The sequence below is a fragment of the Providencia sp. CIM-Carb-044 genome (assembly GCF_033901115.1).
Lineage (GTDB): Bacteria > Pseudomonadota > Gammaproteobacteria > Enterobacterales > Enterobacteriaceae > Providencia > Providencia hangzhouensis.
The window spans coordinates 53,673-75,815 of the sequence record NZ_JAXADV010000011.1 but is presented as its reverse complement, the minus strand read 5'-3'; the positions used below and the strand labels follow the sequence as shown (position 1 = coordinate 75,815).

19 protein-coding genes and 2 tRNA genes are annotated in these 22,143 nt (G+C 43.9%); 5 read left to right on the top strand and 16 right to left on the bottom strand.

All coding sequences use genetic code 11. The features are described from left to right. Window positions 1-119: 119 nt before the first annotated feature. From SJ312_RS18285 to SJ312_RS18270, 4 genes are all read left to right on the top strand, one after another. Window positions 120-1,805, top strand: coding sequence for a sensor histidine kinase (locus SJ312_RS18285; protein WP_094961673.1), 1,686 nt, complete (start codon window positions 120-122; stop codon window positions 1,803-1,805). A 19-nt stretch (window positions 1,806-1,824) separates the two neighbouring features. Next, window positions 1,825-2,541: a two-component system response regulator BtsR gene (btsR, locus tag SJ312_RS18280; RefSeq protein ID WP_004905884.1), complete on the top strand. Its 717-nt coding sequence runs from the start codon at window positions 1,825-1,827 to the stop codon at window positions 2,539-2,541. 153 nt (window positions 2,542-2,694) lie between these two features. Beyond that, a complete protein-coding gene (locus SJ312_RS18275) occupies window positions 2,695-2,964 on the top strand; it encodes a hypothetical protein (protein WP_110591059.1) in 270 nt (89 codons plus the stop codon). Between the two features lie 15 nt (window positions 2,965-2,979). Further along, window positions 2,980-3,324 carry a type II toxin-antitoxin system RelE/ParE family toxin gene (locus SJ312_RS18270; protein WP_319868166.1) on the top strand — a complete coding sequence of 115 codons (345 nt, stop codon included), beginning with the start codon at window positions 2,980-2,982 and terminating at the stop codon, window positions 3,322-3,324. An 81-nt stretch (window positions 3,325-3,405) separates the two neighbouring features. On the opposite strand, the gene SJ312_RS18265 is transcribed toward SJ312_RS18270, so the two are convergent. The 16 genes from SJ312_RS18265 to rlmE form a co-directional block, all read right to left on the bottom strand. Continuing rightward, a complete protein-coding gene (locus SJ312_RS18265) occupies window positions 3,406-5,337 on the bottom strand; it encodes a DEAD/DEAH family ATP-dependent RNA helicase (protein WP_110591058.1) in 1,932 nt (643 codons plus the stop codon). A 170-nt stretch (window positions 5,338-5,507) separates the two neighbouring features. After that, window positions 5,508-6,425, bottom strand: a complete 918-nt coding sequence (gene nlpI, locus SJ312_RS18260) for a lipoprotein NlpI (protein ID WP_243154726.1) — start codon at window positions 6,423-6,425, stop codon at window positions 5,508-5,510. A 93-nt stretch (window positions 6,426-6,518) separates the two neighbouring features. Next, the gene (gene pnp, locus SJ312_RS18255; protein ID WP_094961648.1) at window positions 6,519-8,642 is read right to left on the bottom strand and encodes a polyribonucleotide nucleotidyltransferase; all 2,124 of its coding nucleotides are present in this window, start codon (window positions 8,640-8,642) and stop codon (window positions 6,519-6,521) included. A gap of 403 nt (window positions 8,643-9,045) precedes the next feature. Further along, window positions 9,046-9,315 (bottom strand): 30S ribosomal protein S15, encoded by a 270-nt coding sequence (rpsO, locus tag SJ312_RS18250; protein ID WP_004905890.1) that lies wholly within the window; start codon window positions 9,313-9,315, stop codon window positions 9,046-9,048. Window positions 9,316-9,427: 112 nt separating this feature from the next. Further along, the gene (truB, locus tag SJ312_RS18245) at window positions 9,428-10,381 is read right to left on the bottom strand and encodes a tRNA pseudouridine(55) synthase TruB (RefSeq protein ID WP_144139682.1); all 954 of its coding nucleotides are present in this window, start codon (window positions 10,379-10,381) and stop codon (window positions 9,428-9,430) included. Continuing rightward, window positions 10,381-10,791, bottom strand: coding sequence for a 30S ribosome-binding factor RbfA (gene rbfA / locus SJ312_RS18240; protein ID WP_004905894.1), 411 nt, complete (start codon window positions 10,789-10,791; stop codon window positions 10,381-10,383). Before rbfA ends, truB begins: the two co-directional genes overlap by 1 nt. 86 nt (window positions 10,792-10,877) lie before the next feature. Beyond that, window positions 10,878-13,616 carry a translation initiation factor IF-2 gene (gene infB, locus SJ312_RS18235; RefSeq protein ID WP_094961650.1) on the bottom strand — a complete coding sequence of 913 codons (2,739 nt, stop codon included), beginning with the start codon at window positions 13,614-13,616 and terminating at the stop codon, window positions 10,878-10,880. Window positions 13,617-13,639: 23 nt separating this feature from the next. Next, window positions 13,640-15,148 carry a transcription termination factor NusA gene (gene nusA, locus SJ312_RS18230; RefSeq protein ID WP_004905898.1) on the bottom strand — a complete coding sequence of 503 codons (1,509 nt, stop codon included), beginning with the start codon at window positions 15,146-15,148 and terminating at the stop codon, window positions 13,640-13,642. 23 nt (window positions 15,149-15,171) lie between these two features. Beyond that, complete coding sequence (gene rimP, locus SJ312_RS18225) at window positions 15,172-15,624, bottom strand: ribosome maturation factor RimP (protein WP_036958775.1); 453 nt, start codon at window positions 15,622-15,624, stop codon at window positions 15,172-15,174. Window positions 15,625-15,876: 252 nt separating this feature from the next. Beyond that, window positions 15,877-15,953 (bottom strand) — tRNA-Met (locus tag SJ312_RS18220). A gap of 58 nt (window positions 15,954-16,011) precedes the next feature. Then, window positions 16,012-16,101: transfer RNA gene (locus SJ312_RS18215), tRNA-Leu, on the bottom strand. A 115-nt stretch (window positions 16,102-16,216) separates the two neighbouring features. Next, complete coding sequence (gene secG / locus SJ312_RS18210) at window positions 16,217-16,561, bottom strand: preprotein translocase subunit SecG (protein WP_004905902.1); 345 nt, start codon at window positions 16,559-16,561, stop codon at window positions 16,217-16,219. A 220-nt stretch (window positions 16,562-16,781) separates the two neighbouring features. Next, window positions 16,782-18,119 (bottom strand): phosphoglucosamine mutase, encoded by a 1,338-nt coding sequence (glmM, locus tag SJ312_RS18205; RefSeq protein WP_004905906.1) that lies wholly within the window; start codon window positions 18,117-18,119, stop codon window positions 16,782-16,784. A gap of 4 nt (window positions 18,120-18,123) precedes the next feature. Further along, complete coding sequence (gene folP, locus SJ312_RS18200) at window positions 18,124-18,960, bottom strand: dihydropteroate synthase (protein ID WP_110591056.1); 837 nt, start codon at window positions 18,958-18,960, stop codon at window positions 18,124-18,126. A gap of 66 nt (window positions 18,961-19,026) precedes the next feature. Then, a complete protein-coding gene (gene ftsH, locus SJ312_RS18195; protein WP_319868165.1) occupies window positions 19,027-21,006 on the bottom strand; it encodes an ATP-dependent zinc metalloprotease FtsH in 1,980 nt (659 codons plus the stop codon). 57 nt (window positions 21,007-21,063) lie between these two features. Next, window positions 21,064-21,693: a 23S rRNA (uridine(2552)-2'-O)-methyltransferase RlmE gene (gene rlmE, locus SJ312_RS18190; protein WP_004905912.1), complete on the bottom strand. Its 630-nt coding sequence runs from the start codon at window positions 21,691-21,693 to the stop codon at window positions 21,064-21,066. Window positions 21,694-21,828: 135 nt separating this feature from the next. On the opposite strand from rlmE, the gene yhbY reads away from it, so the two are divergent. Continuing rightward, window positions 21,829-22,122 (top strand): ribosome assembly RNA-binding protein YhbY, encoded by a 294-nt coding sequence (yhbY, locus tag SJ312_RS18185; RefSeq protein WP_004905914.1) that lies wholly within the window; start codon window positions 21,829-21,831, stop codon window positions 22,120-22,122. Window positions 22,123-22,143 lie beyond the last annotated feature (21 nt).

Sequence of the window (22,143 nt, the reverse complement as noted above, 5' to 3'; positions counted from 1 at the left end):
TCTAAATAGTTCACATTGTGGGTAGGCGACAAGAGAAGATAGCTTGGGGAGCATACACAAGTATGTGACCCAAGGAGCTGAACGTAGTCAACACCCCCAGAATGTGAAATATGACGAGCATGTACGAATTTGACTTAATATTACTCCTCCTCCAGCAAATGTGCGTCTACTTAGTGATCGCATGGGTCCTCAGTCGTACCCCGCTGGTTACCCCATTACTTAAAGTCACTATTCGCTTACCTCACAAGGTGATGTGCTACCTGATTTTCTCAGTATTTTGCATTATCGGTACTTATTTTGGTTTGCATATCAATGATTCTATAGCCAATACTCGCGCCATTGGTGCCGTGCTTGGGGGTCTATTAGGCGGTCCCGCTGTCGGCTTTGCCGTTGGTTTTACTGGTGGGTTACATCGTTATTCATTGGGTGGCATGAGCGCATTTGCCTGTATGGTTTCAACGATTGTTGAAGGGTTGATTGGCGGGTTAGTTCATCGTTACTTTATGAAACGCGGCGAAATTAATAAAATTTTTAATCCTATGATTGCCAGCTGTGTCACTTTTATTGCTGAAATCATACAAATGCTAATTATTTTATTGTTGGCAAAACCTTTCGATGAAGCCCTCGAACTTGTTAAAAATATCGCTGCACCTATGGTCATCGCAAATACGATTGGCGCAGCCATGTTTATTCGTATTTTACTCGACCGCCGCGCCATTGTTGAAAAATACACAACTGCATTCTCTGCTCAGGCGCTAAAAATCGCCTTAACCACTGAAGGAATTCTGCGTAAAGGCTTTAATGCTGATAACAGTATGAAAGTTGCCAAGATTATTTATCAAGAACTAGAAATTGGCGCCGTCGCCATCACTGATCGTGAAAAAATACTCGCATTTATTGGTATTGGCGCTGATCACCATCGCCCGGGAACACCGATTTCGTCGAGTCAGTCAAGGCAAGCTATTGAGAATAATGAAGTTGTATATGCCGATGGCAATGAAACCCCGTATAAATGTTCATTAAGCCCTACCTGCAAGCTCGGTTCTGCATTAGTGATCCCATTACGCGGGGAAAACGAAAAAGTCATTGGTACAATTAAACTGTATGAAGCGAAAAATAGCCTATTTAGCTCCATAAATCGTACCCTTGGTGAAGGCATCGCCAGCTTATTTTCCGCGCAAATTCTCGCGGGCCAATATGAACGCAATAAGCAATCACTGTTACAATCCGAAGTTAAGCTACTTCATGCGCAAGTGAATCCACACTTTTTGTTTAATGTACTCAATACGCTGCAAGCCGTGATCCGCAAAGATAGCCAGCAAGCAGGCCAGCTTGTGCAGTATATTTCGACATTTTTTCGCAATAATTTAAAACGGCCTGAACAAAATGCCACGCTTGGTGAAGAAATTGAACATATCAACGCCTATTTGCAGATAGAAAAAGCCCGCTTTCAAGAAAGCTTACAAATTCATATTGAGATCCCAGATGAAGTCAAACAGGTTGAACTTCCAGCATTTACCCTGCAGCCACTGGTTGAAAATGCAATTAAACACGGCACCTCACAGTTATTAGAAACAGGATATATTACAATACGTAGTTATATCGGCAGTGAACATGTCTACATCGAAATAGAAGATAACGCGGGGCTATACAAGCCCACTAAAAAGTCCGATGGCTTAGGAATGGGGCTAGTCGATAAACGCTTACGTTTAAAATATGGTGAACAATATGGTATCAGCGTAGAACATGAGCCAGAAAAATTCACTCGAATGAAAATTCGCCTGCCTTATTTGGCTACAACATAACAATGATTAAATTACCTCTATGAATGTATTGATTGTTGATGACGAACCTCTTGCACGGGAAAATGTGCGTTGCCTACTTGAAGAACACGATGATATTGAAATTATCGGTGAATGCGCAAATGCGATTGAAGCGATTGGGGTCATTCACAAAAAAAAGCCTGATGTGGTTTTTCTTGATATTCAAATGCCGCGCCTAACTGGCCTTGAAATGGTACGTATGTTAGATCCAGAAGACCGCCCCTATATCGTCTTTCTTACCGCTTTTAATGAATTTGCCATCCAAGCTTTTGAAGAGCATGCATTTGATTACTTGTTAAAGCCCCTTGAAACAGAGCGATTAAAAAAAACCTTAAACCGCCTACGTCAAGGTAAGCAAAAACAGAACCTTGAACTGCTCAGCAACAATGAGCCGCTCAAATTTATCCCTTGTACTGGCCATAGCCGCATCTATTTGATGAAGCTTGATGAAGTGCTATATGCCACCTCACGTATGAGTGGCGTGTATGTAATGAGCACACAAGGGCAAGAAGGCTTTACTGAGCTCACATTACGCACATTAGAAACTCGTACACCTTTAGTGCGCTGCCATCGCCAATATTTGGTTAACATGACTCAGTTAAATGAAATTCTGTTTGGCGACGGTGGACAAGCCGAGTTGGTACTCAGTTCCGGTGAACATATACCTGTCAGCCGCCGTTATCTCAAGCCACTAAAAGAGGCATTGGGGTTAGTTTGAGTCGCGCTTCAACTTCCTACGCACAAACTTGGTGTATAAATTAATAATAAATTTGTACATCTAACTGATTTTTTCTATAATCAGAAATATAAGTTCAAAAAATACACAATACGTTATTCTGGGTTGTGTGTTCACTATTTATAGGAACAAAATATGTCTAATACAATGTCGCAAAAAGCAGCACGTGAAGGCCTTGGTAACCCTGAGCTCTTTAAGGGCGGCGTTTTTGTAACAAAAAATGGGCAATCTGAGCTGTTTATCCAAACAAGTGAAGAACGTGAAATAGAGCTAAAAGAAAGGGAAAGAGAGCGCCAAGCAAATGCGCTGCTAAAATTGGTGATGGCAGCAAAAGATGATGTTAAAAATAAGAGAATCTTATCACCAGAAGAAGCGCTAGAAAAATTACGTGCAGCAAGAAAATAATGAAAGGAAATTGTGATGGAACAACCCTATACGGTCACCCTCGCAGAAACTGCATTATGGTCACTACAGGATGTTGAATCCTTTAAAATCAATTTTATGAGCAGTGTTCAAGCAGCCGCGTTTGTTGATGAGCTACTTTTATCATCCGTTAGAGCAATATCAGAAGATCCAAAGCGTTATCGCCCAAATCAAATGTTAGCCGATAATGGTCTACTAATTCGGGAGCGAATCGATATAACTAGCCAATATCGTTGTTTATATGAATTTGATATGCAAACAAATAACGTTGTTATCCTACTTTTTATCAGTACAGCGCAAGATTTAGACAAAACGCTTTATCGCTACTATATACTTAGGTAAAAATGGCTAGCAAAAAACCCGCATTTCCAAGAAGTGCGGGTTTTCATTTTATTAGGGAATAACTTCCCTAAAACCTAGCAATTACGCGTTATGGCTGCTGCTACGACGACGAGGTGCTGCATTAGTACCATCTTGACGTGGAGCAGAGTTACCACGATCACGGTTACCACCACCACGGCGTTCACCACCGCCACGACGTTCGCCACCGCGCTCACCGCCACGGTCATTACGACGACCTGCACCGAAGCCACCTTCGCTGCCGCCATCACGACGACCACCACCACGACGCTCACCACCACCGCGACGTTCGAACGGTTGTGCATCACCGATCAGCTGCATTTGAGTTGGCTTATTCAAAATGCGTGCGCGACTTAAATGCGTTAACACGTCAGTTGGCATACCTTTTGGTAATTCAATTGTCGAGTGCGTTCCGTACAATTTGATATTACCGATATAACGGCTGCTGATATCCGCTTCGTTAGCAATCGCACCAACAATGTGACGAACTTCCACACCATCATCACGGCCAACTTCAATACGGTACATTTCCATATCACCGACATCACGACGCTCACGACGTCCGCCACGCTCACCACGTTCTGCACGGTCAAAACCATTGCCGTTGCTGTTGCGGCGATCACCACGGCGATCATCGCGATCATTAAATTCACGACGTGGACGACGTGGCGCATCTGGTGGCAGGATCAGAGCACGTTCACCTTGTGCCATTTTCAGTAATGCTGCGGCTAAAGTTTCCATATCTACATCTTCTGATGGAGACATTTTTGCTAACAGTGAACGATATTGGTCTAAATCGCTGCTTTCTAATTGCTGTTGAATTTTCTCAGCAAATTTCGCCTGACGACGTTGGCTCAGCAGATCTGCATCTGGTAATTCAACTTCAGGAATAGTCAGTTTCATCGTACGTTCAACGTTACGTAGCAGACGGCGTTCACGGTTCTCAACAAACAGTAACGCACGGCCCGCACGACCCGCACGGCCTGTACGGCCAATACGGTGAACGTAAGACTCGGCATCCATTGGGATGTCATAGTTAACAACTAAACTAATACGCTCAACGTCCAAACCACGCGCTGCAACGTCAGTTGCGATCAAGATATCTAAACGACCATCTTTTAAGCGCTCTAAAGTTTGCTCACGCAGTGCTTGGTTCATGTCACCATTTAGTGCAGCACTGTTGTAGCCATTGCGTTCTAACGCTTCAGCCACTTCTAATGTTGCATTTTTGGTACGCACGAAAATAATTGCTGCATCAAAGTCTTCTGCTTCTAAGAAACGCACTAACGCTTCATTTTTACGCATACCGTACACTGTCCAATAACTCTGAGCAATGTCTGGACGGGTTGTAATGCTAGCCTGAATACGAATTTCTTTCGGGTCTTTCATAAAACGACGTGTAATACGACGAATTGGCTCAGGCATTGTTGCAGAGAACAGCGCAGTTTGGTGCTCAGCTGGAATTTGGCTCATGATGTTTTCAACATCTTCAATGAAGCCCATACGCAGCATTTCATCAGCTTCGTCTAAGACTAAGCCTTTTAATTTAGAAAGATCTAACGTGCCACGTTTTAAGTGATCAAGAAGGCGGCCTGGTGTACCCACAACAATTTGTGGTCCTTGGCGCAGTGCACGTAATTGTACGTCATAACGTTGACCACCATACAGGGCAACAACGTTAACGCGGTTCATATGTTTAGAGAAATCACTCATTGCTTCCGCTACCTGAACAGCCAACTCACGAGTTGGAGCAAGTACTAAAATTTGCGGAGCTTTTAAATCTGGGTCGATGTTATGCAGTAATGGCAAACTAAATGCAGCAGTTTTACCGCTACCTGTTTGTGCCATACCTAATACATCGTTGCCATCCATTAACAATGGAATACATTGCTGTTGGATTGGTGATGGTTTTTCATATCCCAGGTCATTTAGTGCTGTCAAAATAGATGCTGATAAACCTAACTCAGCAAAAGAAATATCGGTCTCAGTAGTCATGTAAAGGTGCCTCATACATAATGGCAGCCAGTTTACATAACCATGCGAAAATCATTTCGGTCATTTTCATTTAAAATGTGAACTGGCTCAAATTGTGTTTATTAAACGAACAAATAGGCCGTCACCCCGAGGGATGATGACTTAAAAATTTATCATGAAATGTTCGTCAGCTATTGCTGGCCCGATTCTAAAAGGTCGTCTTGTTCTTGGCCTAACAGCGCCAATTCCAACAATGCATAGCGGTGTTCAACAAAGCTGTGAGCGTTGTTAGCTACCGTCAGTTTGAATAACGCAACTGCGCTATCCTTATCCCCCAGACTTAGGTAATGCTTACCTAAATAGAAGTTAGTTTCACTGAGATGCTCAGCGAGCGAAGTGTTATCCGTAGATGTTTCTTTCAAACGCTCCATCAATGTATTTTCATTGATATTGCCAAGATAGAATTCTACGATATTCCAGCCCCATTGCCCTTTCTCCGCTTGGTTGTAGCGGGCAGCAAGATTATCTTGCGCCATACGCGGGTCTATGTCTTTCTCTACGAGGTAAAGCCACAGAGTACGAAAAGGATCATTTGGATCTATCTGATAATACGCCAGCAGATCATCCTGCGCTAGTTTGTACCGTTCACCGTAATATAATGCGATGCCACGATTCATTCGCGCGAAATTGTAAGTTGGATCAAGCTCTAAAACAGAATCAAACGCTTCATAGGCAGCATCATAATTGCCTGCCTGCGTAAAATATATCCCTAAAAAATTAAAAACCTCAGGAATATCAGGACGAATGGCTAACGCAGTTGAAAAATCATTACGTGCCAGCGCCCTTAAACCGAGACTATCATACAACACACCGCGCTCATATAAAAGCTGTGCGTATTCATCATCGGTTAAAGACCGACTCGCAAGGATTTGTTCCATACGAGCCAGTATCACTTCTTGTTGCAATGAAGGTTGAAGTGGAACGGCAAATACCTCGTTCTTTCGCCAATCTTTGCTACTACATCCAATAATAACAAAAAAGATAAGCGTCAAGAGCACACGCGGTAACGTGCGATAATCTCTCACCCGAAGACAGATACTGTTCAACATACTCCGCCCTTACATTACCACGCTTTACAAATGATGGTTTCAGCAAATTTAGGCTGATAGCGCCCTAACTTAATAGAGCGCTGTTAAGTCAGCTTACTCTGCTGAGTCCTGCGGTTGTGCACTTGCTTCTTCAGTTGCTACCGCTTCTTTCATGCTAAGACGGATACGGCCCTGACGGTCGATTTCCAATACCTTAACAGGAACTTCTTGACCCATTTGTAGGTAATCAGTCACTTTCTCAACACGTTTGTCCGCGATTTGAGAAATATGAACCAGACCTTCTTTACCGCCGCCAATCGCAACAAATGCACCAAAGTCGACAATACGGGTTACTTTACCTGGATAAATGCGGCCAACTTCAACTTCTGCTGTGATATCTTCAATACGACGAATTGCTTCTTTCGCTTTAATACCATCAGTTGCTGCAATTTTCACAGTACCGTCATCTTCGATCTCGATAGTCGTGCCTGTTTCTTCCGTTAACGCACGGATCACAGAACCACCTTTACCGATGACATCTTTGATTTTGTCTGGATTGATGCGGATAGTGTAAATACGTGGAGCAAATTCAGAGATTTCTTCACGTGGACCATTGATTGCTTGTTCCATCGTACCAAGAATGTGCAAACGCGCACCTTTTGCTTGGTTTAAGGCAACTTGCATGATTTCACGCGTGATCCCTTCAATTTTGATGTCCATTTGCAGTGCACTGATACCCTCACGGCTACCAGCCACTTTAAAGTCCATATCACCTAAGTGATCTTCGTCACCTAAGATATCAGACAGAACAACGAAATCTTCGCCTTCTTTTACCAGACCCATTGCAATACCTGCAACAGCGGCTTTAATTGGCACACCAGCATCCATCAGTGCTAATGACGCACCGCAAACTGATGCCATTGATGATGAACCATTGGATTCAGTGATTTCAGACACAACACGTACAGTGTATGGGAAATCTGCGTGGTCAGGCATCACAGCTAACACACCGCGTTTCGCTAAACGGCCGTGACCGATTTCACGACGTTTTGGTGAACCCACCATGCCAGTTTCACCGACAGAGTATGGAGGGAAGTTGTAATGGAATAAGAAACGGTCAGTATATTCGCCCATTAATTGGTCGATAACCTGTGCATCACGCTCTGTACCTAAAGTTGCAGTTACCAGTGCTTGAGTTTCACCACGAGTAAACAACGCAGAACCGTGAGTACGTGGCAGAACCCCCGTACGAACGTCCAGTGCACGAACCATATCTTTTTCGCGGCCATCGATACGTGGCTCACCACGGATAACACGGCTACGAACAACTTGTTTTTCTAAGCTTGCTAAAATATCTGCAACTTCAGAAACATCAACGTTTTCGTCTTCAGCAACTAATACTGCAGTGACTTCTTCTTTGATTAAGTCAACCTGCGCGTAACGCTCTTGTTTCTCAGTGATGCGGTAAGCATCGCCCATACGGCTTTCAGCTAATTGTGCAACACGGTCATGAAGAGCTTGGTTAACTGGCTCTGGCTGCCAATCCCATTTCTCTTTACCAGCTTCTTTCACTAATTCATTGATATTCTGAATAACAACTTGTTGTTGATCGTGACCAAATACCACTGCACCTAACATTTGCTCTTCGCTCAACAAATCAGCTTCAGATTCAACCATTAATACCGCGTTATCAGTACCTGCAACCACTAAATCCAAACGGCTGTTTTTCAGTTCGTCTGCTGTAGGATTCAGAACATATTGGTCATTGATAAAACCAACACGTGCAGCACCGATTGGGCCATTGAATGGAACACCTGACAGCGCTAATACCGCTGATGCACCAATCATCGCAACGATATCTGGGTTAACTTGTGGGTTAACAGATACAACGGTCGCAATGATTTGAATTTCGTTATAAAAACCTTCTGGGAACAGAGGGCGTAGAGGACGGTCGATCAGACGTGCGATTAACGTTTCGCCTTCACCAGGACGACCTTCACGACGGAAGAAACTTCCAGGGATGCGGCCCGCTGCATATGTACGTTCTTGATAGTTAACAGTTAAAGGGAAGAAATCTTGACCTTCTTTCACTTTTTTCTGTGCAACTGCAGTCACGAATACTGCAGTGTCATCCATGTTAACCATAACAGCAGCAGATGCTTGGCGTGCGATCATACCGGTTTCAATCGAAACAGTATGTTGACCGTATTGGAATTTACGAACAATAGGATTTAACACTATATTACCCTTTTTGTAAGGCTACCTGAGATTCTCAGGGAGCATTGGTTTACTCTTCCTACTACAGCCTCGCGACTAATGAGAATACTGATGTTCTAGTGATCAATTCTCTCATTAGCCGCGCGAATCGGATGTAGCGAAGAGGCATTAATAAAAACAACTCACTACGATTTATAGCTTAGCATTTAAGTTAAGTATAATTCGAGTATTACTTCAACTTTCAAAATAACTTTTAGAAGAAAAGGGGCCTCTGGCCCCTTTTCTCTGAAACTGACTCTACTCGTCATACTTCAAGTTGCAACGTTGTTGACTACATTCACTCGTACTAGCCACATACTCATGTATGTACCTAGTAACTCACTCATTTGTCGCCTAGCTGCAACTCAAATTATCTAGAGTAAGATTAGCGGCGCAGACCTAAACGCTCGATAAGAGCAGTGTAACGCGCGATATCTTTACCTTTCAAGTAAGCTTGTAAGCGACGACGCTGAGCAACCATACGCAGCAGACCACGACGGCTGTGGTGATCTTTTTTGTGCTCTGCAAAGTGACTTTGCAGGTGGTTGATTTGTGCTGTCAGCAGAGCGATTTGAACTTCGCTTGAACCAGTGTCATTTTCACCGCGGCCGAACTCAGCAACGATTTTAGCTTTCGCTTCATTACTTAGAGACATAATAAACTCCAAAATGATTAATGTAAGTGATGAGAGCCAATCTCTAATTTAGCATCTCAAGATTAAGCGCCGCTATTCTACGCTGCTTAAGGCAGCAAAGCAATAAGCGCCACTACACGGACTGTTCATTTTCTACAACCAAACGCTTCGGTGCTATACGGCCATCTTCACTCACCAGAGCAATACCGATAAACCGCTGCTCAGCGCCACAAGTGACTCGAACCATACAACCTTCTTCAAGGCCTTGGACTGCTGCTCGCACAGGTTGACCCTGCTTAAAATAAGCCGCTGTTTCTTCTGTAATATTTACAGCTGGAAAATGAACGACTGCCGTATCCATTGGCAACAATAGAGAGTCGAGCAATGACTCAAAAGAACCTTCACCCGCATCTACTTTTGCCCGTAAATCAGCTAATTGTTCTAATGTTACCATTCGCTCATAAGGGTAATTAGCCACTTGCACTCGACGCAGGTAAATCACATGCGCACCACAGCCTAACATCTCACCTAAATCATCGATAATTGTACGAATATAGGTTCCTTTAGAACAGTGTATCTCCAGTTCTAATTCATTATTTTCTAAACGAATAAACTGCAATTCATACACTGTAATTGGGCGAGCTTCACGCTCAACTGTAATCCCTTTACGCGCATATTCATACAACGGACGACCTTGGTGTTTCAACGCTGAATACATTGAAGGAACTTGTAATGTATCACCACGGAAAAATTCTAAAGCATCATCTAGTTGCTGCTGTGTAAACTCTACGTTACGCTCACTAATAATTTCGCCATGTGAATCTGACGTATCAGTACGTTGCCCAAGACGTGCAATCACGCGATAACGTTTATCTGAATCGAGTAAAAACTGGGAAAATTTCGTCGCTTCGCCGAGACAAACAGGCAACATACCTGTTGCGAGAGGGTCAAGTGCCCCCGTGTGCCCGGCTTTATTGGCATTAAAAAAGCGCCGCACTTTTTGCAGCGCATCATTTGAAGAAATGTCCGTGGGTTTATCCAGCAGCACTACGCCGTCAATATTACGGCCGCTACGACGACGCCCCATTATTTTTCCTCTTTATCACTAACATCCGCACGACGTTTTTCATCATCGCGGATCACATTTGACACTAAATTAGACATCCGCATACCGTCAACAAGAGAGTTGTCATATTCAAATGTTAACTCAGGAATAATACGCAAACGCATTGCTTTTCCAATTAATGAACGTATAAAGCCTGATGCTTCATTTAATGCTTTAATGCCATCTGCAACCATTTCTTCTTCGCTTTTATCGTTAGCGATATTGAAGAAGGTCACAAAGACTTTACCGTATGCGAGATCGCGAGATAACTCGACACCTGAAACGGTAGCCATACCAATACGTGGGTCTTTGATCTCACGTTGTAAGATGATCGCAATTTCTTTTTGCATCTCTTGCGCAACGCGTTGTGCACGACTGAATTCTTTTGCCATCGTTATATCTCCTGACAATAAAGGGGGCAAGCGCCCCCTCATTCATACTGTTTTCTCACCACGACATTTCGTGGGTACTCACAAAATTAACCGTCAATAGAACGTTTAACTTCAATAATTTCGAAAACTTCAATCATATCGCCTACACGAACATCGTTGTAGTTCTTAACGCCGATACCACATTCCATACCGTTACGAACTTCATTGACGTCATCTTTAAAGCGACGTAGTGACTCTAGCTCACCTTCATAAATAACCACGTTATCACGTAATACGCGGATTGGGTTATTACGTTTGATGGTGCCTTCAGTGACCATACAACCAGCAACCGCGCCGAATTTCGGTGATTTAAATACATCGCGAACTTCTGCAAGTCCAATAATTTGCTGTTTGTACTCAGGCGCTAACATACCGCTCATAGCTTGTTTAATTTCATCAATTAAGCTATAGATAACAGAGTAGTAGCGTAAGTCAACACTTTCACTTTCAATCACGCGACGAGCAGAAGCATCTGCACGTACGTTGAAGCCTAAGATGATAGCATTCGATGCCGCAGCTAATGTTGCGTCAGTTTCAGTGATACCACCTACACCAGAACCGATGATTTTAATTTTAACTTCATCAGTCGACAGCTTCATTAGAGAGTCGGTAATTGCTTCACAAGTACCTTGTACGTCGGTTTTCAGAACGATGTTCAGCTCAGACACTTTACCTTCTTCCATGTTAGCAAACATGTTTTCCAGTTTAGATTTCTGCTGGCGAGCTAATTTAACATCACGGAATTTACCTTGACGATACAAGGCAACTTCACGTGCTTTTTTCTCGTCACGTACAACGGTAGCTTCATCACCCGCTGAAGGTACGTTAGATAAGCCTAAGATCTCAACAGGCATTGAAGGGCCTGCAGACTGAACTTCTTTACCTAATTCGTTACGCATTGCACGAATACGGCCATATTCGAAACCACACAGGACGATATCGCCTTTGTTCAGTGTACCTTCTTGAACTAAGATTGTTGCAACTGGGCCACGACCTTTGTCTAAGTACGACTCAACAACGACACCGCTTGCCATGCCTGCATATACCGCTTTCAGTTCTAAAACTTCAGCTTGCAGCAAGATAGCATCGAGCAACTCGTCAATACCGGTACCTTTCTTAGCAGAAACACTGATGAACTGAGTATCACCACCCCAGTCTTCAGAAATAACACCGTACTGAGACAGCTCATTTCTAACGCGGTCTGGATCAGCTTCTGGTTTATCAATTTTGTTTACTGCAACAACAATTGGTACACCCGCTGCTTTCGCATGCTGAATAGCTTCAATTGTTTGTGGCATAACACCATCGTCTGCAGCAACAACCAGAACAACGATATCCGTTGCCTGAGCACCACGAGCACGCATTGAAGTAAACGCGGCGTGACCTGGGGTATCTAAGAAGGTAATCATACCCTTATCAGTTTGTACGTGGTAAGCACCAATGTGCTGAGTAATACCACCCGCTTCACCTGATGCCACTTTCGTTGAGCGAATGTAGTCAAGTAGAGAGGTTTTACCATGGTCAACGTGACCCATAATGGTCACAACTGGCGCACGTGGCTCTTGAAGTGCAGAACCTGTATCACGGTCATTCATTACCGCTTCTTCTAATTCGTTTTCACGACGCAGAATAACTTTGTGACCCATTTCTTCTGCAACTAACTGTGCAGTTTCTTGGTCAATCACTTGGTTGATAGTCGCCATTGCGCCCATCTTCATCATCGTTTTGATGACTTGAGAACCTTTTACTGCCATTTTATTAGCAAGTTCACCAACAGTGATTGTTTCACCAATCACAACATCACGGTTAACCGCAACTGCTGGTTTAGTAAAGCTTTGTTGTAAAGAACTACCTTTACGTTGCTTACCTTTGCTGCGACCCGAACGGCCTGCGGCACGTTCTTCTTCGCGATCTGCTTTTTCAGAAAGTTTATTACCTTTCTTCTGGCGAGGTGCTTTTGCAGTACGATTACGTGAACGACGGCCTTCTTCTTTCTCATCACTTTCATCTTCAGCTGCACGAGCGTGCGTTGAAGTTGTTGTGTGATAATCGCTGTCTTCTTCAGTCTTCGTTTCAGCAGTCCACTTTTCACCGTTTTCTTCTGCCATTTTGCGTGCTTCTTCAGCTACGCGACGTGCTTCTGCTTCAACTTTGCGCTGAGTTTCTTCTTCAGCTTTACGTTTTAGCTCCGCAGCTTCAGCTTCACGGCGTTGTTTGTCGGCATTACTTTCTACAGCTTTGCCTGGTTTTTGTTGATTTTCGCTTGGTTTCACTTTTTCTCTTTCCGCTGCTTCGCGCGTAGCTTTATCTGCTGCTTCACGTTTTGCTTTCTCTTCGGCTTCACGTTTTGCCTTTTCTTCCGCTTCACGTTTAGCTGTTTCTTCTGCTAATCGTTTTGCTTCTGCTTGACGTTGTGCCAGTTCTTCAGCTTCGCGCTGTGCCTGCTCTTCCGCTTCACGCTGCGCCTGCTCTTCCGCTTTTGCTTCTTCAGCATCACGGTTCACATAAGTGCGTTTTTTGCGGACTTCGACATTTACCGATTTGCTTTTGCCACCGGTGACGGGGACACTCAGCGTACTACGAGTTTTGCGCTGTAGTGTCAATTTGCTTGGCTGACCCGCTACCCCGCCTTGTTCACGGTTTAAATGGCTCAGTAAAGCTTCTTTTTCTGACTGGCTAACAGAGTCATTCTCACCTTTTTTGATCCCTGCTTCAGCAAATTGCTGTACCAGGCGATCAACTGTGGTTTGAATTTCCGTTGCCAATGTTTTTACAGTTTCTGTCATGCCGTTCCTTCCTGCTACAGTGTTTACGCATCGTTACCGAACCAGCAAATATTACGTGCGGCCATGATGAGCGTACCTGCTTTCTCATCATCCAGACCTTCAATATCAATCAGGTCGTCGATGCCCTGCTCAGCAAGATCTTCCAGTGTACAGATTCCACGAGTAGCCAAATTATAGGCAAGAGTACGATCCATACCTTCAAGATTCAATAAATCTTCTGCTGGCTGATTATCACCTAGGCTCTCTTTTTGAGCCAATTCTATTGTGGTGAGGGCCGCTTTCGCTCTTTCACGTAGAACTTCAACAGTCTCTTCGTCAAGACCATCAATTTCCAGAAGTTCATTAATAGGCACGTAAGCCAGTTCTTCTAACGTCGAGAAGCCTTCTTCAACAAGTGCAGTGGCAAACTCTTCATCAATATCAAGATGCTTGGTGAATGTATCAATAGAAGCATGTGCTTCTGCCTGATGTTTTGCATTAAGCTCTTCTGCGGTCATGACATTTAATTCCCATTTGTCATCACCACGGTGTTTTTTCAGTAACTGAGCTGCCAGACGAACGTTTTGACCGTTACGTCCAATGGCTTGTGCCAAATTACTACTTTCTACGGCAACATCCATCGTACATTTGTCTTCATCGACTACGATAGATGCAACATCAGCCGGAGCCATTGCATTAATAACGAATTGAGCTGGGTTATCATCCCATAACACAATATCAATTCTTTCGCCGCCTAATTCACTAGAAACGGCTTGAACACGTGCACCACGCATACCAACACAAGCACCAACTGGGTCGATACGCTTGTCATTAGTTTTAACTGCGATTTTTGCACGAGAGCCTGGGTCACGAGCAGCGGCTTTAATTTCAATAATTTCTTCGCCGATTTCTGGCACTTCAATGCGGAATAATTCAATCAGCATTTCAGGGCGAGAACGCGTAACAAAAAGTTGCGCGCCGCGTGCTTCAGGACGAACATCATACAGGACTCCGCGGATACGGTCACCTGGACGGAAGTTTTCACGTGGCAACATATCTTCACGCAGAATAACGGCTTCCGCGTTATTGCCTAAATCTAACGTGATATTTTCACGATTAACTTTTTTCACCTGAGCAGTGATAATTTCACCTTGTTGCTCACGGAATTGGTCAACAACCATCGCACGTTCTGCTTCGCGCACTTTCTGTACGATAACTTGTTTAGCTGTTTGGGTAGTAATACGGTCGAATACAACAGATTCAATTTGATCTTCGACGTACTCTCCAAGCTGGAGCGCTGGGTCTTCATACTGAGCCGCTTCCAACGTAATTTCACGCGTTGGCATTGTGACTTCTTCCACAATTAACCAACGACGGAACGTGTCGAAATCACCTGATTTACGGTCAATTTCCACACGAACATCAATTTCTTGCTCGTATTTCTTTTTAGTCGCCGTCGCTAATGCAGTTTCCAGAGCCTCGAAGATTTTTTCACGAGGGAGGGATTTTTCGTTAGAAACCGCTTCTACAACAGCCAGAATTTCTTTATTCATCCTAGTTGCCTCATTGAACTTTATTAAAAGTGGGGTACCAAGTTAGCTTTCTGGATGTTGCCGAGGGCGAACACCTCATCCTTACCATCTACAGTAACCGTAATCATTTCACCGTCTATGGCCTTAATAATTCCTTGCCACTTACGGCGGTTCTGCATTGCTATACGCAAAGTCAATGCCACCTCTTCCCCCATAAAACGCTCATAATGCGCAATGGTGAATAATGGACGTTCAAGCCCTGGTGACGATATTTCCAGGTTATAAATGACAGAGATTGGATCTTCAACGTCCAATACTGCACTGACCTGATGGCTGACATCAGCACAATCATCAACAGTGATGCCTTCTTCACTATCAATGAAGACACGCAGTGTTGATGTACGGCCACGGACAAACTCTAAGCCTACAAATTCAAAGCCTAGCGCCTCCACAGGTGCTGAGATCATCTCTGTTAATTTCTGTTCTAATGTGGACAAGCCCACCCCCAGACATAAAAAAAGGGCTATAAAAGCCCAGTTAATTCGATTGTCAAATAACAAAAAACCCCGAAATTCGGGGCTTTATGCAACTGGACCCTGTAGTGCACGGGTTCACCATATTCTTATTATACCTGTAAAATCTAGAGAAATCGATGAGAAATTTTGAGAGCTGTTAGATAACTGCACTTGATTACTACACCGGATAACTACTATAGACCACGATACTGACAAGGTATGTTGAATAAGAAATGGTTGCGGGAGCCGGATTTGAACCGACGACCTTCGGGTTATGAGCCCGACGAGCTACCAAGCTGCTCCATCCCGCGTTCGAAAGCGTGTCATATTCTACACAGATAACCTGTAAATCACAAGCATCTTAAATAATGGTGCCGAGGACGGGACTTGAACCCGTACGCCCGTTTTGTAGGCACTACCACCTCAAGGTAGCGTGTATACCAATTTCACCACCTCGGCACTGAGGCGAGGTTATCAATATTTAATCAATAACCTCAAATTTTAACTTCTTACTCATCGCTGAGCTTACTACTTAATGATGGCATTAGTTGCCTTCATTCGGAATCTTTCACACTTAACGAGGGATATCGCTCGTTGGTGTAGCTGGTGCTGCCGGAACGTCTGTTGGTTGCTCGACTTTTGTAGGTTCACTAATGTTTTCCCACTTACTACCACTACCAGTTCCGTACTTGTTGGCAGTCATGTTGCCAAGTATTAAACTGATGATGAAAAACACAGCAGCCAAGATTCCAGTCATACGGGTCATGAAGTTACCTGAGCCCGATGAACCAAACAGTGTTGCAGAAGCGCCCGCACCGAATGAAGCTCCCATGTCAGCACCTTTACCTTGCTGTAACATAATCAGACCAATAAGCCCGATAGCCGCTAGCAAGAAAATAATCAAAAGAGCTACATACATTTGAGTTACCTATTCAGTTGCGGTGCATAGCCTAATGCTATGACCTTTATCACTGCACACCTGCTCATTTCGGCCGTAAAGAAACACTCTTACGGGATTGAGCAGGTGCGAATACTAACCAAAGCTGAGCCGACAAGCAAGTCTATTTTAATTCCATTTGATTATTTGCAGAAAAAAACAACAAATCATCAAAATATCGCTCAGCTTCACCAATAACAACTTAGCCAGCTGCTTTTACTGCATCAGCAATATGGTTTGCCATTGCAGTCACATCAGCTTCGTTTTCACCTTCAACCATAACTCGGATTAATGGCTCTGTTCCTGATTTTCTCAGTAATACGCGGCCTTTTCCTGCCAATTGTTTTTCAACTTCTTCGTTCGCTGCAACAACTGCATCACTTTGTAATGGGTCGTGTTGGCCTTTGAAACGTACGTTAACTAGCACTTGTGGTAATAATTTCATACCACTGCATAAGTCATGTAGGCTCATATGGTTACGTACCATAGCGCTTAATACCTGCAAGCCTGCAACAATCCCATCACCAGTGGTCGTTTTATCTAATAAAATCACGTGGCCTGAGTTTTCAGCCCCCATGCGCCAACCTTTTTCCTGTAATTTTTCGAGAACATAGCGGTCGCCCACTTTTGCACGCTCAAAAGGAATTCCTAGCTGTTTTAGGGCGATTTCTAACCCCATATTACTCATTAATGTTCCCACTACCCCACCTTTTAACTGGCCTTGGCGTAGCGCTTCACGAGCAATAATGAAGAGAATTTGGTCACCATCAACTTTTTCACCGAGGTGATCGACCATAATAATGCGGTCACCATCACCATCAAATGCTAAACCGACATGTGCTTTTTCTTCCAAAACTTTTTGTTGTAACTGGCGAACGTCTGTAGCGCCACACTCTTCGTTGATATTGATTCCGTTAGGATCGCAACCGATAGTGATGACTTCTGCCCCTAACTCACGGAACACATTTGGTGCGATGTGGTAAGTAGCCCCATTAGCACAATCAATGACAATTTTTAAACTTGCAAGGCTTTGTTCGTTCGGGAACGTACCTTTACAAAATTCAATATAACGGCCGGCAGCATCTACAATACGGTTTGCACGACCTAATTCAGCTGACTCAACGCAGGTGATCGGCTTTTCCATTTCAGCTTCAATGGCTTCTTCGACTTCATCAGGCAGCTTAGTCCCATCAATTGAGAAGAATTTAATCCCATTATCATAATATGGGTTATGAGACGCTGAAATAACAATTCCCGCTTCTGCGCGGAAAGTACGTGTTAAATAAGCAACCGCTGGGGTTGGCATTGGACCTGTGAAAGATGCGGATAAACCCGCCGCTGCTAAGCCCGCTTCTAATGAAGATTCCAACATATAGCCAGAAATACGCGTATCTTTACCAATAATAATTTTACGTGAACCATGACGAGCGAGGACTTTCCCTGCCGCCCAGCCTAATTTTAAAACAAAATCAGGGGTAATTGGGCTATCACCCACTTTGCCACGAATACCATCAGTACCAAAATATTTACGGTCGCTCATACGCTTATTTTTCCTTTTCTGACAGAGTCATCTGTACCACTTGCATCGCTTGCACGGTTTCTTTGACATCATGAACTCGAATGATGTGTGCCCCTTGCATCGCAGCAATCACTGCACAAGTTAGGCTGCCTGCGAGGCGTTCTTGTGGTGGAACATTCAATAATTGTCCAATCATAGATTTACGTGACATCCCTGCCAATAGCGGTAGTCCGAAATTATGAAATTGTTCTAAGTTTGCCAATAACTGGTAATTATGCGACAAGTTCTTACCAAAACCAAAGCCTGGATCAAGGATAATTTGTCGCCTCTCTATCCCTGCGCTCACACACCGGGTGATTTCAGCATCAAGATAGTCTTTTACCTCACGCACCACATTTTCATAATTTGGCGCTTCTTGCATCGTTCTTGGCTGGCCTTGCATATGCATAATGCAAACGGGTAAACCTGTTTTCGCGGCGACGTCTAATGCATCTGGCTCATGGAGAGAACGAATATCATTGATGATATGCATACCTGCGTTTGCTGCTTCCGCCATAACTTGGGCTTTAGAGGTATCGACTGAAATCCATACATCAAAACGCTGGGCTATTGCTTCAACAACAGGAATAACCCTATCAAGTTCCTCATTCACAGAAACTTCGGCAGCCCCTGGACGGGTAGATTCACCACCAATATCAATGATAGTCGCACCGTGTTCCACCATTTTTGCCACATGTTCAAGCGCATCATGATAACGATTATGAGTGCCACCATCTGAAAAGGAATCAGGAGTGACATTCAAAATCCCCATCACCTTAGGTGTGGATAAGTCAAGGACACTGCCTCTCGCTTTGATTTGCATTGTTATTTTTCCTTAACGAAAAAAACCCCAGCGAACTGGGGTCTTAATATTTTATTTCACGACCGCTTATTGTGGTTTGCTGTCGTTATTATCTGATGGGTTTGATTCATCAGCATTATTACTACTATTTGTGTTATCTGGTTCTTCAGACTGTGGTTTTTCCGCTGTAGGTTCCGCTTTTGGCGCACCTGTACCGAACGAACCAGTGACATTACTCACTTTTTTGTCTTCATCCCAACCTGCTGGCTCACGCACTGGACGGCGGTTCATCAGGTCATCAATCTGTGGCATATCAATGGTTTCATATTTTAATAATGCATCTTTAGTCGCATGCAGAATATCAATATTGTCTTCCAATGTTTTGTATGCCAGTTGATAACAGTGGTCCAGAATTTTTTTAATTTCTTCATCGACAATACGTGCTGTCTCATCAGAAATTCCTGAACCATTACCTGAAGAGCGACCTAAGAACGCTGGGCCTTCTTCTTTCGAATACTGCATTGGGCCTAAGCGGTCAGAGAAGCCCCACTGAGTCACCATGTTACGCGCCGTATTCGTCGCAAACTGAATATCGGAAGAAGCACCCGTTGTGACTTTATCGCGACCATAAATCAGTTCTTCTGCAATACGACCTGCATATGCCGTTGCAATCATACCTTCGAGCTTCAAGCGGCTACGACTGACTTCATCACCTTCTGGTAAGAAGAAAGCAACACCTAACGCTTGCCCACGCGGAACGATCGTGACTTTATGGACAGGGTCATGTTCTGGCATTAAATGACCGATAATCATATGACCACCTTCATGGTAAGCCGTTGATTCTTTTTGCTCTTCAGTCATCATCAGAGAACGACGCTCTGCACCCATCCAAATCTTGTCACGCGCTTTTTCAAACTCAACCATAGAAACAACACGCTTATTCGCGCGAGCAGCAAACAATGCGGCTTCGTTCACTAAGTTTGCGAGTTCAGCACCTGAAAACCCAGGTGTTGCACGTGCAAGAATGAAAGTATCTACATTTGGGTCAATAGGAACACGACGCATATGTACTTTCAGAATTTGTTCACGGCCACGAACGTCTGGTAAGCCAACGACTACCTGACGGTCAAAACGACCTGGACGTAATAAAGCAGGGTCAAGTACGTCAGCACGGTTAGTTGCTGCGATAACAATGATCCCCTCATTACCTTCGAAACCGTCCATCTCAACTAGCATTTGGTTCAGTGTTTGTTCACGCTCATCGTGACCACCACCAAGACCCGCACCACGTTGACGACCTACCGCATCGATCTCATCGATAAAGATGATACAAGGCGCTGCTTTTTTCGCTTGTTCGAACATGTCACGAACACGAGAAGCACCCACCCCCACAAACATTTCCACAAAGTCAGAACCGGAAATGGTGAAGAATGGAACTTTTGCCTCACCAGCGATAGCTTTTGCCAGTAATGTTTTACCTGTTCCTGGAGGCCCTACCATCAGGACGCCTTTTGGAATTTTACCGCCAAGTTTTTGGAAACGAGCAGGTTCACGTAGAAACTCTACGATTTCGCCCACTTCTTCTTTGGCTTCATCACACCCAGCAACGTCTGCAAATGTTGTTTTGATCTGATCTTCTGTCAGCATGCGGGCTTTACTTTTGCCAAATGACATTGCCCCCTTGCCGCCACCGCCTTGCATCTGGCGCATGAAGAAAATCCAGACACCAATCAACAGAAGCATTGGGAACCAGGAAATAAAAATAGATGTCAGTAAGCTAGGTTCTTCTGGTGGTTCACCAACAACCGTCACATGCTTATTTAGCAAAGTGTCTAACAGCTTCTCATCCTGCATAGGAAGATAAGTTGTATAGCGGCTATTATCAGCCTTTCTGACGTTCAATTCACGACCTGTGATACGAACTTCACGTACCTGATCCTGGGCTAACTCATTGATAAACGTAGAATAATCAACTCTGCGACTATTCGAATCGCTTGGGCCAAAACTCTGGAACAAGGACATCAGAACAACTGCGATGACTAACCAGAGAATCAGGTTTTTCGCCATGTCACTCAAGGGATTAACCTCATATTACAACTGTGTTAACAAATAACGCTCAGGGTACTACAGTTTTAGCCCTGTCGCTACAATGTATACTTCACGTGACCGTGCGCGCGAAGATTCGGGTTTACGAACTTTTACTTTCGTAAACAGGGAGCGGATATCCCTAAGGTAATCGTCAAAGCCTTCTCCCTGAAACACTTTAACAATGAAACTCCCCCCAGGCGCCAATACAGCACGGCACATATCCAAAGCTAATTCAACTAGATACATAGAGCGAGGAATATCAACCGCTGGTGTCCCACTCATATTTGGAGCCATGTCAGACATGACCACCTGTACTTTTTTGTCGCCAACGCGTTCTAACAAAGCGGCGAGAACGGCTTCATCGCGAAAATCCCCTTGCAGGAAATCAACGCCAACGATTGGGTCCATCGGCAATAAGTCACAAGCAATAACCCGCCCATTATGACCTATTTGGCTAACAACGTATTGCGACCAACCACCAGGGGCTGCTCCTAAATCAACAACGGTCATACCTGGTTTAAAAATTTTATCACCTTGCTGGATTTCTTCCAGCTTAAACCATGCACGTGAGCGTAGCCCTTTTTTTTGTGCTTGCTGAACATATTTATCACTAAAATGCTCTTGCAACCAGCGACTTGAGCTTGCCGAACGTTTTTTATTGGCCATTGTGCTTTCCAACTATACTAAAAGAACTTCACCTAACTTGCTGCTTCTTTACCATCAAAAAGATATAATTGATGGTGATAGATATCAGATGGCGGTAGAATAAGCCATTTTCAATACTAACCAAGCAAAAAATCAATGAATCTTAATAAAAAACAAATTCAGCACCTAAAAAGTCTCGCTCACCATTTAAACCCTGTTGTTATGATCGGCAACAATGGTTTAACCGAAGGTGTTTTGGCTGAGATTGAACTCTCATTAGCACATCATGAGCTTATCAAAGTCAAGATCGCAGGCGAAGACCGTGATACTAAAAATTTGATCGCTGATGCGATTGTTCGCGAAACTGGTGCAGTAAATGTACAAATTATTGGTAAAATTCTTGTTATCTACCGTCCTTCGGCAGACCGCAAAATCATTTTACCTAAATAATCCCCCATCATTTATATAAAA

Coding starts and splice junctions, on each gene's coding strand:
- SJ312_RS18265 (WP_110591058.1), bottom strand. CDS start 5,337: ATGACTACTGAGACCGATATTTCTTTTGCTGAGTTAGGTTTATCAGCA.
- rbfA (WP_004905894.1), bottom strand. CDS start 10,791: ATGGCAAAAGAATTCAGTCGTGCACAACGCGTTGCGCAAGAGATGCAA.
- SJ312_RS18285 (WP_094961673.1), top strand. CDS start 120: ATGTACGAATTTGACTTAATATTACTCCTCCTCCAGCAAATGTGCGTC.
- secG (WP_004905902.1), bottom strand. CDS start 16,561: ATGTATGTAGCTCTTTTGATTATTTTCTTGCTAGCGGCTATCGGGCTT.
- infB (WP_094961650.1), bottom strand. CDS start 13,616: ATGACAGAAACTGTAAAAACATTGGCAACGGAAATTCAAACCACAGTT.
- truB (WP_144139682.1), bottom strand. CDS start 10,381: ATGGGGCGTCGTCGTAGCGGCCGTAATATTGACGGCGTAGTGCTGCTG.
- folP (WP_110591056.1), bottom strand. CDS start 18,960: ATGCAAATCAAAGCGAGAGGCAGTGTCCTTGACTTATCCACACCTAAG.
- rlmE (WP_004905912.1), bottom strand. CDS start 21,693: ATGGCCAATAAAAAACGTTCGGCAAGCTCAAGTCGCTGGTTGCAAGAG.
- nusA (WP_004905898.1), bottom strand. CDS start 15,148: ATGAATAAAGAAATTCTGGCTGTTGTAGAAGCGGTTTCTAACGAAAAA.
- yhbY (WP_004905914.1), top strand. CDS start 21,829: ATGAATCTTAATAAAAAACAAATTCAGCACCTAAAAAGTCTCGCTCAC.
- glmM (WP_004905906.1), bottom strand. CDS start 18,119: ATGAGCGACCGTAAATATTTTGGTACTGATGGTATTCGTGGCAAAGTG.
- ftsH (WP_319868165.1), bottom strand. CDS start 21,006: ATGGCGAAAAACCTGATTCTCTGGTTAGTCATCGCAGTTGTTCTGATG.
- btsR (WP_004905884.1), top strand. CDS start 1,825: ATGAATGTATTGATTGTTGATGACGAACCTCTTGCACGGGAAAATGTG.
- nlpI (WP_243154726.1), bottom strand. CDS start 6,425: ATGTTGAACAGTATCTGTCTTCGGGTGAGAGATTATCGCACGTTACCG.
- SJ312_RS18270 (WP_319868166.1), top strand. CDS start 2,980: ATGGAACAACCCTATACGGTCACCCTCGCAGAAACTGCATTATGGTCA.
- SJ312_RS18275 (WP_110591059.1), top strand. CDS start 2,695: ATGTCTAATACAATGTCGCAAAAAGCAGCACGTGAAGGCCTTGGTAAC.
- rpsO (WP_004905890.1), bottom strand. CDS start 9,315: ATGTCTCTAAGTAATGAAGCGAAAGCTAAAATCGTTGCTGAGTTCGGC.